At 71.0% G+C, this 14,038-nt stretch carries 13 protein-coding genes; 7 read left to right on the plus strand and 6 right to left on the minus strand.

Annotation, left to right across the window (positions count from 1 at the left end):
* Positions 1 to 126: 126 nt before the first annotated feature.
* Positions 127 to 1,113 carry an ATP-binding cassette domain-containing protein gene (locus tag ACIRS4_RS19635; RefSeq protein WP_404197262.1) on the plus strand — a complete coding sequence of 329 codons (987 nt, stop codon included), beginning with the start codon at positions 127 to 129 and terminating at the stop codon, positions 1,111 to 1,113.
* Positions 1,110 to 1,967: an ABC transporter permease gene (locus ACIRS4_RS19640; RefSeq protein WP_404197264.1), complete on the plus strand. Its 858-nt coding sequence runs from the start codon at positions 1,110 to 1,112 to the stop codon at positions 1,965 to 1,967. Before ACIRS4_RS19635 ends, ACIRS4_RS19640 begins: the two co-directional genes overlap by 4 nt.
* A 58-nt stretch (positions 1,968 to 2,025) precedes the next feature.
* Here the strand turns inward: ACIRS4_RS19640 and greA are convergent, their stop codons facing one another.
* Positions 2,026 to 2,526, minus strand: a complete 501-nt coding sequence (gene greA / locus ACIRS4_RS19645; protein ID WP_351097727.1) for a transcription elongation factor GreA — start codon at positions 2,524 to 2,526, stop codon at positions 2,026 to 2,028.
* Between the two features lie 213 nt (positions 2,527 to 2,739).
* Complete coding sequence (locus ACIRS4_RS19650; protein WP_404197267.1) at positions 2,740 to 3,138, minus strand: DUF4307 domain-containing protein; 399 nt, start codon at positions 3,136 to 3,138, stop codon at positions 2,740 to 2,742.
* A gap of 171 nt (positions 3,139 to 3,309) precedes the next feature.
* On the opposite strand from ACIRS4_RS19650, the gene mca reads away from it, so the two are divergent.
* From mca to ACIRS4_RS19665, 3 genes are all read left to right on the plus strand, one after another.
* Complete coding sequence (mca, locus tag ACIRS4_RS19655; RefSeq protein WP_404197481.1) at positions 3,310 to 4,170, plus strand: mycothiol conjugate amidase Mca; 861 nt, start codon at positions 3,310 to 3,312, stop codon at positions 4,168 to 4,170.
* Positions 4,163 to 4,423, plus strand: coding sequence for a hypothetical protein (locus ACIRS4_RS19660; RefSeq protein WP_404197270.1), 261 nt, complete (start codon positions 4,163 to 4,165; stop codon positions 4,421 to 4,423). Before mca ends, ACIRS4_RS19660 begins: the two co-directional genes overlap by 8 nt.
* A gap of 152 nt (positions 4,424 to 4,575) precedes the next feature.
* Entirely contained in the window at positions 4,576 to 6,609 is a 2,034-nt protein-coding gene (locus ACIRS4_RS19665; protein ID WP_404197272.1) for a thioredoxin domain-containing protein, read from the plus strand.
* 66 nt (positions 6,610 to 6,675) lie between these two features.
* On the opposite strand, the gene ACIRS4_RS19670 is transcribed toward ACIRS4_RS19665, so the two are convergent.
* The 4 genes from ACIRS4_RS19670 to ACIRS4_RS19685 all read right to left on the minus strand — a co-directional run bounded on the left by ACIRS4_RS19670 (position 6,676) and on the right by ACIRS4_RS19685 (position 10,541).
* Positions 6,676 to 7,407 (minus strand): Mut7-C RNAse domain-containing protein, encoded by a 732-nt coding sequence (locus ACIRS4_RS19670; protein WP_404197275.1) that lies wholly within the window; start codon positions 7,405 to 7,407, stop codon positions 6,676 to 6,678.
* Between the two features lie 80 nt (positions 7,408 to 7,487).
* Positions 7,488 to 8,126, minus strand: a complete 639-nt coding sequence (locus ACIRS4_RS19675) for a TetR/AcrR family transcriptional regulator (protein WP_404197278.1) — start codon at positions 8,124 to 8,126, stop codon at positions 7,488 to 7,490.
* Positions 8,123 to 9,703, minus strand: coding sequence for an MFS transporter (locus ACIRS4_RS19680; RefSeq protein ID WP_404197280.1), 1,581 nt, complete (start codon positions 9,701 to 9,703; stop codon positions 8,123 to 8,125). Before ACIRS4_RS19680 ends, ACIRS4_RS19675 begins: the two co-directional genes overlap by 4 nt.
* Before the next feature lie 124 nt (positions 9,704 to 9,827).
* Positions 9,828 to 10,541 (minus strand): hemolysin III family protein, encoded by a 714-nt coding sequence (locus ACIRS4_RS19685; protein ID WP_404197283.1) that lies wholly within the window; start codon positions 10,539 to 10,541, stop codon positions 9,828 to 9,830.
* 294 nt (positions 10,542 to 10,835) lie between these two features.
* Here ACIRS4_RS19685 and ACIRS4_RS19690 point away from each other — a divergent pair, with 294 nt between their 5' ends.
* Positions 10,836 to 12,659 (plus strand): phosphoenolpyruvate carboxykinase (GTP), encoded by a 1,824-nt coding sequence (locus ACIRS4_RS19690; RefSeq protein ID WP_404197286.1) that lies wholly within the window; start codon positions 10,836 to 10,838, stop codon positions 12,657 to 12,659.
* A gap of 396 nt (positions 12,660 to 13,055) precedes the next feature.
* The gene (locus ACIRS4_RS19695; RefSeq protein ID WP_404197289.1) at positions 13,056 to 14,027 is read left to right on the plus strand and encodes a hypothetical protein; all 972 of its coding nucleotides are present in this window, start codon (positions 13,056 to 13,058) and stop codon (positions 14,025 to 14,027) included.
* Positions 14,028 to 14,038 lie beyond the last annotated feature (11 nt).

The raw sequence follows: 14,038 nt of genomic DNA on the forward strand, positions 1-14,038 counted from the left end.
CTCCTTCACTCGTTCGGGTAAGTCCATTGAGAGACGCGATATATCGCGTTATGGTGTGTGTCGCATGGCTCGACCCAATGACCCCCGACGACGATCCCCGACGACGCGGAGACTCAGGAGACTCATATGCCAGGCGCCATCCATGCCGAAGGACTGGTGAAGACCTTCGGTGACGTCAAGGCTCTGGACGGCGTCGATCTCGACGTCCCGGAGGGCACGGTCCTCGGCCTGCTCGGGCCGAACGGGGCGGGCAAGACCACCACGGTCCGCTGCCTGACCACACTCCTGCGCCCGGACAGCGGTCGCGCCGTGGTCGCCGGGCTGGACGTGCTCAAGCACCCCGACGCGGTCCGGCGCTCGATCGGCCTGTCCGGCCAGTTCGCCGCGGTGGACGAGTACCTCACCGGCCGCGAGAACCTCCAGATGGTCGGCCAGCTCTACCAGATGCGGACCGCGGACGCGAAGGCCCGTGCCGCGGAGCTGCTCGACCAGTTCGACCTGGCCGACGCCGCCGACCGCACCGCCAAGACCTACTCCGGAGGCATGCGCCGCCGCCTCGACCTGGCGGCCGCGCTGGTCGTGTCACCGCCCGTGATGTTCATGGACGAGCCGACGACCGGTCTCGACCCGCGCAACCGCCAGCTCCTGTGGGACGTGATCAAGCGCCTCGTCTCCGGCGGCACCACACTGCTGCTGACCACCCAGTACCTGGAGGAGGCCGACCATCTCGCGCACGACATCGCGGTCGTCGACCACGGCAAGGTGATCGCCCGCGGCACCTCCGACGAGCTCAAAGCCCGCACCGGCGGCGAGCGCGTGGAGGTCGTGGTCCACGACCGCGAGCACATCCCCGCCGCCGCCGAGGTGCTGGCCGGCTTCGGCAAGGGCGAGACCGCCGTCGAGGAGCACACCCGCAAGCTCACCGTGCCCGTCACCGGCGGCGCGAAGCTGCTCGCCGAGGTCATCCGCGAACTGGACGCCCGTGGCATCGAGATGGACGACGTCGGTCTGCGCCGCCCCACCCTCGACGACGTCTTCCTGTCCCTCACCGGCCATGTCGCCGACTCGAAGAACGGCGAGACGGGCCACCACGCCAAGGAGGAAGCGAAATGAGCGCCGCCACCCAGGCCGCCCCCGCTGCGGCGCCGAACCGCCCGCGAGGACAGGCCGTCCGGGACTCCCTGGTCGTTGCAAAACGCAACTTGATCAGAATGTCCAGAATTCCTGAGATGGTCATTTTCGGGCTTATTCAGCCCATCATGTTCGTGGTGCTGTTCACTTATGTCTTCGGTGGGTCCATGCAGATCGGCGGCAGCACCAGCGCCACCGACTACAAGAACTTCCTCATGGCGGGGATCTTCGCCCAGACCGTCACCTTCGCCACCGCCGGAGCCGGCGCGGGCATCGCCGACGACATGCACAAGGGCCTCATCGACCGCTTCCGTTCCCTGCCCATGGCGCGCGGCGCGGTCCTCACCGGCCGCACCCTCGCCGACCTGGTGCAGACGGCGCTCACCCTGCTCGTCCTCGCCGTCGTCGCGCTCCTGGTCGGCTGGCGCCCCGGCTCCGACGGCAGCACGAACGCCGCACGGGTTCTGGCCGCCTTCGGGCTGCTGCTCCTGCTCGGTTACGCGTTCACCTGGATCGGCGCTCTGATCGGCCTGTCCGTGCGCACCCCCGAGGCCGCCACCTCCGGCGGGCTGATCTGGCTCTTCCCGGTCACCTTCATCTCGAACGCGTTCGTGGACACCAGCAACATGACGCCCTGGCTGCGCCATGTCGCCGAGTGGAATCCCTTCAGCGCGACCGTCCAGGCCTGCCGGGTCCTCTTCGCCAACCCGGGCCAGTCGCCGTCCGACGCCTGGCCCATGCAGCACCCGGTCTGGGCCTCGCTGATCTACTCGGTCCTGATCGTCCTCGTGTTCCGCACGCTGGCGGTGCGCAAGTACCGCTCGGCCACCGCATGAGCGATGCCCCCGGCGCCGCAGGGGCGCCGGGGGCATCGGACAGAAGATCAGAAATCCGTCAGCCGTTGTAGGGCTCGGCCTTGAGGATGCGGACGGAGGCGGTCTTGCCGTTCGGCAGCTCGTACTCCGCGTCCTCGCCGACCTTGTGACCGATCACGCCGGCCCCCAGCGGGGACTGCGGCGAGTAGGTCTCGATGTCGGCGCTCGCGTACTCGCGCGAGGCCAGCAGGAAGTCCAGGGTGTCGTCCTCGTCACCGTCGAAGGCGATCGTCACGACCATGCCGGGGGCCACCGCACCGTCCGCGGACGCCGGAGCCTCGCCGACCTTCGCGTTCTCCAGGAGCTGGGTCAGCTGGCGCACGCGCAGCTCCTGCTTGCCCTGCTCCTCCTTGGCCGCGTGGTACCCGCCGTTCTCGCGCAGGTCGCCCTCCTCGCGCGCGGCCGCGATCTTGGCGGCGATCTCCGTGCGCGCAGGACCAGTAAGGTACTCAAGCTCGTCCTTGAGCTTGTTGTACGCCTCCTGGGTCAGCCAGGTGACGTTCTCGCTGGTCTGGGTCACAGGGTGCTCCTCGTCGGTACTGGGAATACAAAGCGTCGCCCTGCCCGGAAGCATGTTCCTCCAGAGATGGGCGAAACCACGAGCCTAACAATTCAGGGGCCGAAGGGGGAGGACATAAGCCACCAGAATTACGTCGGCGCAGGTCACCGCGTATGTATTGCGGAGGAAAGACGGGCGCCCGGCGGGCGGAGGGCCGCGGCCGGGACCGTGGGGTCAGTCCGCGTGACAGCCGAGCAGTTCCGCCGTCGTGCCCTGCGCCGTCGTACGCAGCGTGACCACGCGGTCGATCCGGGTGTCCGAGCCGGAGAACCGGAAGTCCGCCCGGCCCACCTCGGCGCCGTTCTCGGCCTGCGAGCGGACCGTGCAGTAGCCGCTCGTGCCCGCGTCCTTGCGGACCTCCAGATGCGCCTGCACCGAATTCGCGGTGGCCTTGAAACTGATCACCTCGGCGCTGATCTTGTTCTGGCCGACGTAGTGGTAGGCGAAGTAGCCCACCAGGGCGAGGAGCGCCGCGCCCAGGACGGCGCCTACGAGCTTGAGGGTGCGGTCGGCGCGCTCGTCGGAGGAGCGGCCGTAACGACCCTGGGGCGGTCGCGTGGTCGCCGTACTCATGATCGTCCTCTCCGCGGGGGCGGGACGAACGTCCCGAATCAAGGCATCGGAGCCCCGCTCCGGAATTATTGAGCCCCCGATTCGGTCACTATAGAAGCCGCCGACCGCACCCCGGCCCATGGGGGGCGCCGACTTATCGAGGATTGAGTCTTGACTGACCAGCTGCGACTGATGGCCGTCCACGCGCACCCCGACGACGAGTCGAGCAAGGGCGCGGCCACCATGGCGAAGTACGTGTCCGAGGGGGTGGACGTGCTGGTCGTGACCTGCACGGGAGGGGAGCGCGGCTCCATCCTCAACCCCAAGCTCCAGGGCGACGCCTACATCGAGGAGCACATCCACGAGGTGCGCAAAAAGGAGATGGACGAGGCCCGCGAGATCCTCGGGGTCAAGCAGGAGTGGCTCGGCTTCGTCGACTCCGGCCTCCCCGAGGGCGACCCGCTGCCCCCGCTGCCCGAGGGCTGCTTCGCCCTGGAGGACGTGGACCGGGCGGCCGGCGAGCTGGTGCGGCAGATCCGCTCCTTCCGCCCGCAGGTGATCACCACCTACGACGAGAACGGCGGCTACCCGCACCCCGACCACATCATGACCCACAAGATCTCGATGGTCGCCTTCGAGGGCGCCGAGGACACCGTGAAGTACCCGGAGGACGAGTACGGGCCGGCGTACCGTCCGCTGAAGCTCTACTACAACCAGGGCTTCAACCGCCCCCGTACCGAGGCGCTGCACCACGCGATGCTCGACCGCGGGCTGGAGTCCCCCTACGGTGAGTGGCTCAAGCGCTGGGACGAGTTCGGGCGGAAGGAGCGCACCCTCACCACGCACGTCCCGTGCGCCGACTTCTACGAGATCCGTGACAAGGCGCTGATCGCGCACGCCACGCAGATCGACCCCGACGGCGGCTGGTTCCGGGTGCCGATGGACATCCAGAGGGAGGTCTGGCCCACGGAGGAGTACGAGCTCGCGAAGTCGCGGGTGGACACCTCCCTCCCCGAGGACGACCTGTTTGCGGGCATCCGCGACAATGCCTGACATGAGCGCAAGCGTGAGCCTGGCAGTGACGCAGTTCGCCACCCTCGCCAAGGAGGTGGACGAGGACAAGGTCACCCCCGGCGTCCTCGGTTTCATCGTCTTCGCGGTGATGGCCCTGGCCGTGTGGGGCCTGATGAAGTCCATGAGCAAGCACATGGGCAAGGTCGACTTCGAGGAGAAGTCCGACCCGGACCAGCCGGCGGCCCCCGCCGGCGACGGCTCCAAGGGCAAGGCCTCCCCGGCGAACGGCTGACCCGCCCGCAGGGGTGCGAGCACCCCTGAGATCCGCCCCACGCACACCCGTGCCCCGTGGGGCGGCCCCCGGCACGCCCCCGCGCCGTGCCACGGCCGCCCCGACGGACGCCTGACGCACGGGGGGCGGGGTACTGCGGCAGGATGGACGTCATGGCGAACCGACTGGCCCACGAGACCTCCCCCTATCTCCTCCAGCACGCCGACAACCCGGTCGACTGGTGGCCCTGGTCGGCGGAGGCGTTCGAGGAGGCGCGCAGGCGGGGCGTGCCGGTGCTGCTCAGCGTGGGGTACTCCAGCTGCCACTGGTGCCATGTGATGGCGCACGAGTCGTTCGAGGACCAGGCGACCGCCGACTACCTCAACGAGCACTTCCTCAGCGTCAAGGTGGACCGCGAGGAGCGTCCCGACGTCGACGCCGTGTACATGGAGGCCGTGCAGGCCGCCACCGGGCAGGGCGGCTGGCCGATGACCGTTTTCCTCACGCCGGACGCCGAGCCCTTCTACTTCGGCACGTACTTCCCGCCCGCGCCCCGGCACGGCATGCCGTCCTTCCGGCAGGTGCTGGAAGGGGTGCGGCACGCCTGGACCGACCGGCGCGAGGAGGTCGCCGAGGTCGCCGGGAAGATCGTGCGGGATCTGGCGGGCCGGGAGATCTCCTACGGCGACGACGTCGCCCCGGGCGAGCAGGAGCTGTCGCAGGCGCTGCTCGGGCTGACCCGGGAGTACGACCCGCAGCGCGGCGGGTTCGGCGGGGCGCCCAAGTTCCCGCCGTCCATGGTGATCGAGTTCCTGCTGCGCCACCACGCCCGCACCGGCGCCGAGGGCGCGCTGCAGATGGCCCGGGACACCTGCGAACGCATGGCCCGCGGCGGGATCTACGACCAGCTCGGCGGCGGCTTCGCGCGCTACTCCGTGGACCGGGACTGGATCGTGCCGCACTTCGAGAAGATGCTGTACGACAACGCGCTGCTGTGCCGGGTGTACGCGCACCTGTGGAGGGCCACCGGCTCGGAGCTCGCGCGCCGGGTCGCGCTGGAGACCGCCGACTTCATGGTGCGCGAACTGCGCACCGCCGAGGGCGGGTTCGCCTCCGCGCTGGACGCCGACAGCGACGACGGGACCGGCCGGCACGTCGAGGGCGCCTACTACGTCTGGACGCCCGGGCAGCTCACGGAGGTCCTCGGTGCCGAGGACGCGCAGGCGGCCGCCCAGTACTTCGGCGTCACCGAGTCGGGCACCTTCGAGGAGGGCGCCTCCGTCCTGCAACTCCCGCAGCAGGAGGGTGTGTTCGACGCCGAGAAGGTCGCGTCGATCAAGGAGCGGCTGTCGGCTGCGCGGGCGGCACGGCCTGCTCCCGGCCGGGACGACAAGGTCGTCGCCGCCTGGAACGGGCTCGCGATCGCCGCGCTGGCCGAGACCGGCGCGTACTTCGACCGCCCCGACCTCGTCGACGCGGCCGTCGCCGCCGCCGACCTCCTCGTACGGCTGCACCTCGACGACCGGGCCCGGCTGGCCCGCACCAGCAAGGACGGGCACGTCGGCGCGAACGCGGGCGTGCTGGAGGACTACGCCGACGTGGCGGAGGGCTTCCTCGCGCTGGCCTCCGTGACGGGGGAGGGCGTGTGGCTGGAGTTCGCGGGCTTCCTGCTCGACCATGTGCTGGTCCGTTTCGCGGACCCTGAGTCGGGGGCGCTGTACGACACCGCCGCGGACGCCGAGCGGCTCATCCGGCGGCCGCAGGACCCGACCGACAACGCGGTGCCCTCCGGGTGGTCGGCGGCCGCGGGCGCACTGCTGTCGTACGCGGCGCACACCGGCTCCGAGCCCCATCGCACCGCCGCCGAGCGGGCGTCGGGGGTCGTGAAGGCGCTCGGGCCGCGAGTGCCGCGGTTCATCGGATGGGGGCTGGCCGTGGCGGAGGCGCTGCTCGACGGGCCGCGGGAGGTGGCCGTGGTCGGCCGGGCCGGGGGCGATCCCGCCGCCGACGAGCTGCACCGCACCGCGCTGCTCGGCACCGCGCCCGGCGCGGTGGTCGCCCGGGGCGCGCTGGACAGCGAGGAGTTCCCGCTGCTCGCTGACCGGGTGCTCGTGGAGGGCGCGGCGACGGCGTACGTCTGCCGGGGGTTCGTGTGCGACCTGCCGACGACGGACGCGGACGCCCTGCGGGACAGGCTCACCCGGTAAGGGGGTGTCCTGTTCGTCTCCGGGTGCGGCGGCGCCGGGCTGACGTCCACGGGACAGCCCTTGGGCTCAGTCGGTGGACGCGAACTCCGTCATCGCTCGTTCCACGATGGTCTCCAGCTGTTCGTGGTGCGCGCCCTTCCAGTAGGCGCGGCCGCATTCCCGGCACTGGGCGAACACGTCGTAGGAGCGCTGCGTGCCGTGCTTCAGCTGGTCGGCGACCTCGTCCTTGGTGGCCTGTCCGAGCAGACCGTTGCAGGCGGTGCAGCGCGTCCAGGGGCGCAGCTCCGGCGCGAACCGGGCGAGGACGTCGCGGAGTTGGTCGTCGGGGCGGGTGCTGTAGACGTAGCCGCCGGCCCACAGTTCGCGGCGGCGCAGCAGGCCCCGGTCGCGGCTGAGCATGACCCGGCGCTCGGCGGCGGAGCGGGCGGCGAGGGCCGGGTCGCCGATGTCCGTCGACTCGTAAGCGGTGTCCACGCCGAGCAGGCGCATCCGGCGGGCGAGGGTGCCGAGGTGGACGTCGAGGAGAAAGCGCAGGGGCGCGCCGGGCACCCGCTGGGGCCGGGCGACGGGGCGGACGCTCACCGACTCGCCGTGCGCCGGGATGTGCGAGAACGGCGCCTCACGGCCGTCGACGACGAGGGCGCCGACCTCGGTCAGGGGGACGCCGAGGGATTCCACGACATGGCCGAGGGTGGAGACGCCGTCGACGGCGAGGGGGTGGACGCCGGCCCGCCGGGCGTGCGGGACGAACAGGGCCAGTTCGGGGGCGACTTCGACGTGGATCTCGGATGTGCTCACCCGGCCAGGATGGCACGGGGAGGGCCCGGGCTCGCCCGGGTTTTCCCGGCCCTTCCCCCGGCCCCTCCCTGAGGCCTCGCTCAGGGGCCTTCCCGGGGCAGGCCGTGCTGGAGGACCCGCAGGGCGCGGTCGACGAGTTCGGCGAAGTCGTCCCGGTGGCCGTTCTCCGCCCAGTACAGCGAGGTCTCCATCAGGCCGCCGAGGAGGGACATCGCGTGCACCCGCACCTCCAGGCTGTCGGGGGCGCGGCCGGTGCGTTCGGCGATGGCGGTGCACAGCATGCGGCCGGTGGCCGACATGCTCTCCATCATCCGGGAGCGCACCGCCGGGACCTCGACCATCAGCCGGGTGCGCAGCCGCGCCACCTCGGGGTCCTCCTCGACGCCGGTGCGGACGGCCTCCCGCAGCATGTGCCGGATGCTGTCCGTCCACGGCTCGTCGGCGGGCCGCCCGCGCAGCTCCTCCAGCAGGACGGCGTCGTACTCGTCGGTGAGGACGATGTCCTCCTTGGCCGGGAAGTAGCGGAAGACGGTCGACGGCGACACCTCCGCCCGCTCGGCGATCTGCTCGATCGTGGTGGCCTCGTACCCCTGCTCCTCGACGAGGGCGTAGGTCGCGGCGCGGATCGCCTCACGGGTCTTGATCTTCTTGCGCTCTCGGAGTCCCGGCCGGGGGCGGTCGGCGGGGGAGGTGGTCTGTACGGCCGTCATGCTGGTCATTGTCGGACATCGGCCCGCGGCAGGGCCACGTCCGGCGGCTCGGGCGACTCGCCGGCCTCCCGCGTCGCGGGGCGGGGCGCGGAAGGCAGCAGCGCGGCGGCGAGCAGGGCGGCGACGATCGCCGCGATCCCGCACACCACGAGGGCGACGTCCATGCCGTGGACGTACGCGCTGTTCGCGGAGGCGGTCAGCTCGACGAGGCCTGTGCGCTCGGCGAGCAGGTGGGCCGCGACGACGGAGCCCTCGGCGGCGTCGGCGGCCTCCGTGGGCAGTCCGGTGACGTGAAGGCGGCCGCGGTAGGCGCTTGCGAGGAGGCTGCCGAGCAGGGCGATGCCGATCGCGCCGCCCACCTGGCGCAGTGTCATCAGCAGCCCGGAGCCGCTTCCGGCCCGATCGGACGGCAGGGTGCCGAGGGCGCCCGACATCGCGGGCACGAGGGAGAAGCCGAACCCGAACCCTGCGATCGACAGCCACAGCGCGGTGAAGCCGTAGCCGGAGTCCACTGTCGTACGGCTGCCCAGGAGCGCCGCGAAGGCCAGCACCGCCAGACCGGCGCTCACCACGGCCCGCGCGCCGAGGCGGAGGACGAACGGCTGCGCGGCCCGGGCGGCCACGACCAGTCCGCCCATCATCGGCAGCAGCCGCACCCCGGTGCCGAGGGCGTCGTGGCCGAGGACCGCCTGGAGGTAGGGCGGCAGCACGAACAGCAGCCCGGACAGGACGAAGACCACCAGGGTCGCCGCGAGCGTGTTGAACAGGAACCCGCGCCGGGCGAGCAGCGCCAGGTCGAGCAGGGGCCGGGGCATCCGGCGTTCGCGCAGCACCAGGGCGGTGATCAGGGCGAGGGCCGCGCCCAGCGTGCCGAGGACGAGCGGATCGGCCCAGCCGCGTCCGGGCGCCTCGATGATGGCGTAGACGAGCGCGCCGAGCCCCGCCGCGGTGAGCGCGGTGGAGACGGCGTCGACCTCGGGCGACGACGGGTCGCGGGTCTCCGGCAGCAGCAGGAGGCATGAGGCGATGCCGAGCGCGGCCATCGGGACGTTGACGAGGAAGACCGAGCCCCACCAGAAGTGGTCGAGCAGCCAGCCGCCGACGATCGGGCCGAGCGGCAGGCCGAGCGTCGAACCGGCGGAGACGACGCCGACGGCCTTGGCGCGTTCCTCGGGTGCGAACAGCGAGGGCAGGACCGACAGGGCGAGCGGAGTGACCAGCGCCGCCCCGACGCCCATCAGCGCGCGGGCGGCGATGACCGCGCTCACGTTCTCGGTGAGCGCTCCCGCCAGCGAGCCGGCCAGGAAGACGCCGAGTCCGGTGATCAGCATCCGCCGTCGGCCGAACCGGTCGCCGAGCAGCCCGGCGGGGAGCATCAGCGCCGCGAAGACGACGACGTAAGCGTCGGCCATCCACTGTTGTTCCCCGGTGCTCGCGCCCAGGTCGGCGGCCATCGTGGGCAGCGCCACGTTCAGGATCGTGATGTCGAAGCCGAGCGTCAGCATGCTCGCGACCAGGGCCCCCAGGGCCCACCAGCGTCGGGGGTCCGGGTGGGTGGACCCGGCAGGTAAAGTGACAGCATCCATGAAATGAGAGTAGCTCTCAAAATGTAGCGGCTGTCAATACTCGGGAATTCGGCGTCGGTGCGGGCAACGCGAAAGGGCCACGGCTCGCAAGCCGTGGCCCTCTTCGCTTCGGGGTGGGGGTGCTCTACGTGTGCTGGTACGCCACCAGTGAGATCCCCACGTAGTGGACGACGAACGCGGCCAGTGTGAAGGAGTGGAAGACCTCGTGGAAGCCGAACCAGCGCGGTGACGGGTTGGGGCGCTTGATGCCGTAGATCACGCCGCCGGCGCTGTAGAGCAGGCCGCCGAGGACCACCAGGACCAGGACGGCGATGCCGCCGGTGCGCATGAAGTCCGGGAGGAAGAACACGGCCGCCCAGCCCATCGCGATGTAGCAGGGGGTGTAGAGCCAGCGCGGGGCGCCGACCCAGAAGACCCTGAACACGATCCCCGCGGCGGCGGCGGCCCAGATGCCCCACAGCAGCCACTGCCCCTTGGCGCCGGGCAGGAGCAGCATCGTCAGCGGGGTGTAGGTGCCCGCGATGATCAGGAAGATGTTCGCGTGGTCGAGGCGGCGCAGGATGCCGTCCATGCGCGGAGACCAGTCGCCCCGGTGGTACAGGGCGCTCACGCCGAACAGCAGGCAGGCGGTCAGCGCGTAGATGCCGCAGGCGATGCGGCCTCTGGTGGAGTCGGCCAGGGCGGTGAGCACCAGCCCGGCGATGAGCGCGGCCGGGAACATACCGAGGTGCAGCCAGCCGCGCAGCTTGGGCTTGACCGGGTGCGGCAGGGAGAGCGCGACGGGACCGCGGCCGGCGGCCGGCTGGTCCGTGGGCGCGTCGGGGGCGGACGCAGTCATACCCGGCATCGTACCCAGGGAACAACCGTAAGTTGCGGGTCCGTGCGGCGAGATGGGAGCCCCGAGTGCCCGTCGTCTCGCGCCGGACCGCAGGTGGGGGACGGGGTGCGCCCGCACACGTGGCGAGCCTCACGCCGCTCATCTGTGACGTCCCCTGGACAGATGCGCTCATTCGGCGGATGATCAAATGAGTGCGGTCGGCACCGGATGAGCGCTCAGCAGGCAGCTGCGAAGCATCCGGGCCGCGGCCCCCACGGGGCAGACAAGGACAAAATCCCTCACCTAGGAGCGATCGTGGCGCGCGACATCGCGGCTCCCCCCGTCATCCCCACCCAGCACCAGGAACTGATCTCGTGGGTCAACGAGATCGCCGAACTGACGCAGCCGGACAACGTGGTCTGGTGTGACGGATCCGAGGCCGAGTACGAGCGGCTCTGCGAGGAGCTGGTCGCGAAGGGCACCTTCAAGAAACTCGACCCGGTCAAGCGCCCGCATTCCTACTACGCGGCCTCCGACCCGACCGACGTCGCGCGTGTGGAGGACCGCACCTACATCTGCTCCGAGAAGGAGGAGGACGCGGGCCCGACCAACCACTGGAAGGACCCCGCGGAGATGCGGGAGATCTTCAGCGGCGAGAAGGGCGTATTCCGCGGCTCGATGCGCGGCCGGACGATGTACGTCGTCCCGTTCTGCATGGGCCCCCTCGGCTCGGACCTCTCCGCCATCGGCGTCGAGATCACCGACTCCGCCTACGTCGCCGTCTCCATGCGCACCATGACCCGCATGGGACAGCCCGTCCTCGACGAGCTCGGCTCCGACGGCTTCTTCGTGCGTGCCGTGCACACGCTCGGAGCGCCGCTCGCGGAGGGCCAGGAGGACGTGCCCTGGCCGTGCAACAGCACCAAGTACATCTCCCACTTCCCCGAGAGCCGCGAGATCTGGTCCTACGGCTCCGGCTACGGCGGCAACGCCCTGCTCGGCAAGAAGTGCTACGCCCTGCGCATCGCCTCCGTCATGGCCCGCGACGAGGGCTGGCTCGCCGAGCACATGCTCGTGCTCAAGCTGACCCCGCCGCAGGGCGAGGCCAAGTACGTCGCCGCCGCCTTCCCGAGCGCCTGCGGCAAGACCAACCTCGCCATGCTGGAGCCCACCGTCTCCGGCTGGACCGTGGAGACCATCGGCGACGACATCGCCTGGATGCGCTTCGGCGAGGACGGCCGCCTGTACGCCATCAACCCCGAGGCCGGCTTCTTCGGCGTCGCCCCCGGCACCGGTGAGCACACCAACGCCAACGCGATGAAGACGCTCTGGGGCAACGCCGTCTTCACCAACGTGGCGCTGACGGACGACGACGACATCTGGTGGGAGGGCATGACGGAGGAGACCCCGGCCCACCTCACCGACTGGAAGGGCAACGACTGGACGCCGCAGTCGGGCGTCCCGGCCGCCCACCCCAACGCCCGCTTCACCGTCCCCGCCGCCCAGTGCCCGATCATCGCGCCCGAGTGGGAGGACCCCAAGGGCGTGCCGATCTCCGCGATCCTCTTCGGCGGCCGGCGCGCCACCGCCGTACCGCTGGTCACGGAGTCCTTCGACTGGAACCACGGCGTCTTCCTCGGCGCCAACGTGGCCTCCGAGAAGACCGCCGCGGCCGAGGGCAAGGTCGGCGAGCTGCGCCGCGACCCCTTCGCGATGCTGCCGTTCTGCGGCTACAACATGGGCGACTACATGGGCCACTGGATCGACGTCGCCAAGGGCAAGGACCAGTCCAAGCTGCCGAAGATCTACTACGTGAACTGGTTCCGCAAGAACGACGCGGGCAAGTTCGTCTGGCCCGGCTTCGGTGAGAACAGCCGCGTGCTGAAGTGGATCGTCGAGCGCCTCGACGGCAAGGCCGAGGGCGTCGAGACCCCCATCGGCGTGCTGCCGGCCAAGGGTGCGCTGGACACCGACGGTCTGGAACTGGCCGACTCCGACCTCGACTTCCTGCTCACCGTCGACAAGGAGGTCTGGCGCGAGGAGGCCGCCCTGGTGCCCGAGCACCTCAACACCTTCGGCGACCACACGCCCAAGGAGCTGTGGGACGAATACCGCGCGCTGGTGGAGCGCCTGGGCTGAGCCGAGCCCCCAAGACGCCGCGGCCGGCTCCGATCGTGCCCTGACCAGCAACATCGTCACGGTCGGCCGCGGTGAGAGCACCATACGGACGAGGTCCCGCACAACGGCGTGCGGGACCTCGTCCGTGTGTCGGCGCCGATGCCGGCGCCGGGCCTTCGCGGCGGTCGGCTCGCGCTGTCCGATTCCATCCTTTTGGAGGTGTGGCGGGCGGTCGCCAAAGGTGCACGCGCCGCTCGGGTGATCCTTGTCCACGAGGAGGGCGAACACATAATCATTCTTCATGAAAAGGGAAGAACTGCCTCGTCTGTGTCCGCAAGGGGATGAGGCACGCAAGCGAGACGAAGCGTGTGAAACGCATGCTGGCGGTCTGATCCCTCTTCCGTGAGGAAGGTTCTCTTGAACCGTAGAACGATTCGAATCGCGCGCCTGAGATCCGCCACCATGGTGTCGGTGGGCGCGGTCGCCGTCGCCCTCAGCGTTGTCCCGAGCACGGTGGCCGTCGCCGACGCGATGCACGGGTCCGGCGGCGGCCGCGCCGCGACGCACCTGCGCGCGAACAACGCCCCCACCGGCGTCATCGCCGACGCGATCCGCCGGGCCGGCGCGGCCGGCCAGGCCCCGGTGCTTCGGGCGAGCGCCCTGGACTACGGCAACGACGGCCGTGGACACGGCGGTCACGACCGTGGCCCCCAGGGCCCGCGCGGCCCCCAGGGCAAGCCCGGCAAGCCGGGCCCGCAGGGCCCGCAGGGAGCCCAGGGAGCCCAGGGTGCTCAGGGCGCGCAGGGTGCTCAGGGCGCGCAGGGTGCTCAGGGTGCTCAGGGTGCTCAGGGTGCTCAGGGCGCGCAGGGTGCTCAGGGCGCGCAGGGTGCTCAGGGCGCGCAGGGTGCTCAGGGTGCTCAGGGCGCGCAAGGAGCCCAGGGTGCTCAGGGTGCTGCTGGTGCCGACGGCGCTCAGGGTGCTCAGGGTGCTCAGGGCGCGCAAGGAGCTCAGGGAGCCCAGGGTGCTCAGGGAGCCCAGGGCGCTCAGGGAGCCCAGGGCGCGCAGGGCGCGCAAGGAGCTCAGGGAGCCCAGGGCGCGCAGGGCGCGCAAGGAGCTCAGGGAGCCCAGGGTGCTCAGGGCGCGCAGGGTGCTCAGGGCACGGTCGGCAGTTCCTACGTGATCACCGGCACCGGTGTCGGAATCGCGACCGCCGACTGCCTCGACAACGACGTCGCCACGGGCGGCGGGGCTCTGACGACCACGGGCGTCCTCATGGGGAGCGTCCCGACCGGCGGTACCGCCGTCACGCCTCCCACCGGGTGGCAGGGCACGGTCACCGGAGAGGGAGCCACCGTCACCACCTACGTGGTGTGTGCCGTGGTGCCGTAACCCCTCTGCGC

It is taken from the genome of Streptomyces sp. NPDC101166, from assembly GCF_044768125.1.
Taxonomy (GTDB): Bacteria; Actinomycetota; Actinomycetes; order Streptomycetales; family Streptomycetaceae; genus Streptomyces.

Bases quoted from the DNA above. Each gene is read 5' to 3' on its own strand.
- ACIRS4_RS19640 (WP_404197264.1), top strand. From the start codon at position 1,110: ATGAGCGCCGCCACCCAGGCCGCCCCCGCTGCGGCGCCGAACCGCCCG.
- ACIRS4_RS19680 (WP_404197280.1), bottom strand. From the start codon at position 9,703: ATGGATGCTGTCACTTTACCTGCCGGGTCCACCCACCCGGACCCCCGA.
- ACIRS4_RS19635 (WP_404197262.1), top strand. From the start codon at position 127: ATGCCAGGCGCCATCCATGCCGAAGGACTGGTGAAGACCTTCGGTGAC.
- ACIRS4_RS19650 (WP_404197267.1), bottom strand. From the start codon at position 3,138: ATGAGTACGGCGACCACGCGACCGCCCCAGGGTCGTTACGGCCGCTCC.
- ACIRS4_RS19685 (WP_404197283.1), bottom strand. From the start codon at position 10,541: ATGACTGCGTCCGCCCCCGACGCGCCCACGGACCAGCCGGCCGCCGGC.
- ACIRS4_RS19665 (WP_404197272.1), top strand. From the start codon at position 4,576: ATGGCGAACCGACTGGCCCACGAGACCTCCCCCTATCTCCTCCAGCAC.
- ACIRS4_RS19660 (WP_404197270.1), top strand. From the start codon at position 4,163: ATGCCTGACATGAGCGCAAGCGTGAGCCTGGCAGTGACGCAGTTCGCC.
- mca (WP_404197481.1), top strand. From the start codon at position 3,310: ATGGCCGTCCACGCGCACCCCGACGACGAGTCGAGCAAGGGCGCGGCC.
- ACIRS4_RS19675 (WP_404197278.1), bottom strand. From the start codon at position 8,126: ATGACCAGCATGACGGCCGTACAGACCACCTCCCCCGCCGACCGCCCC.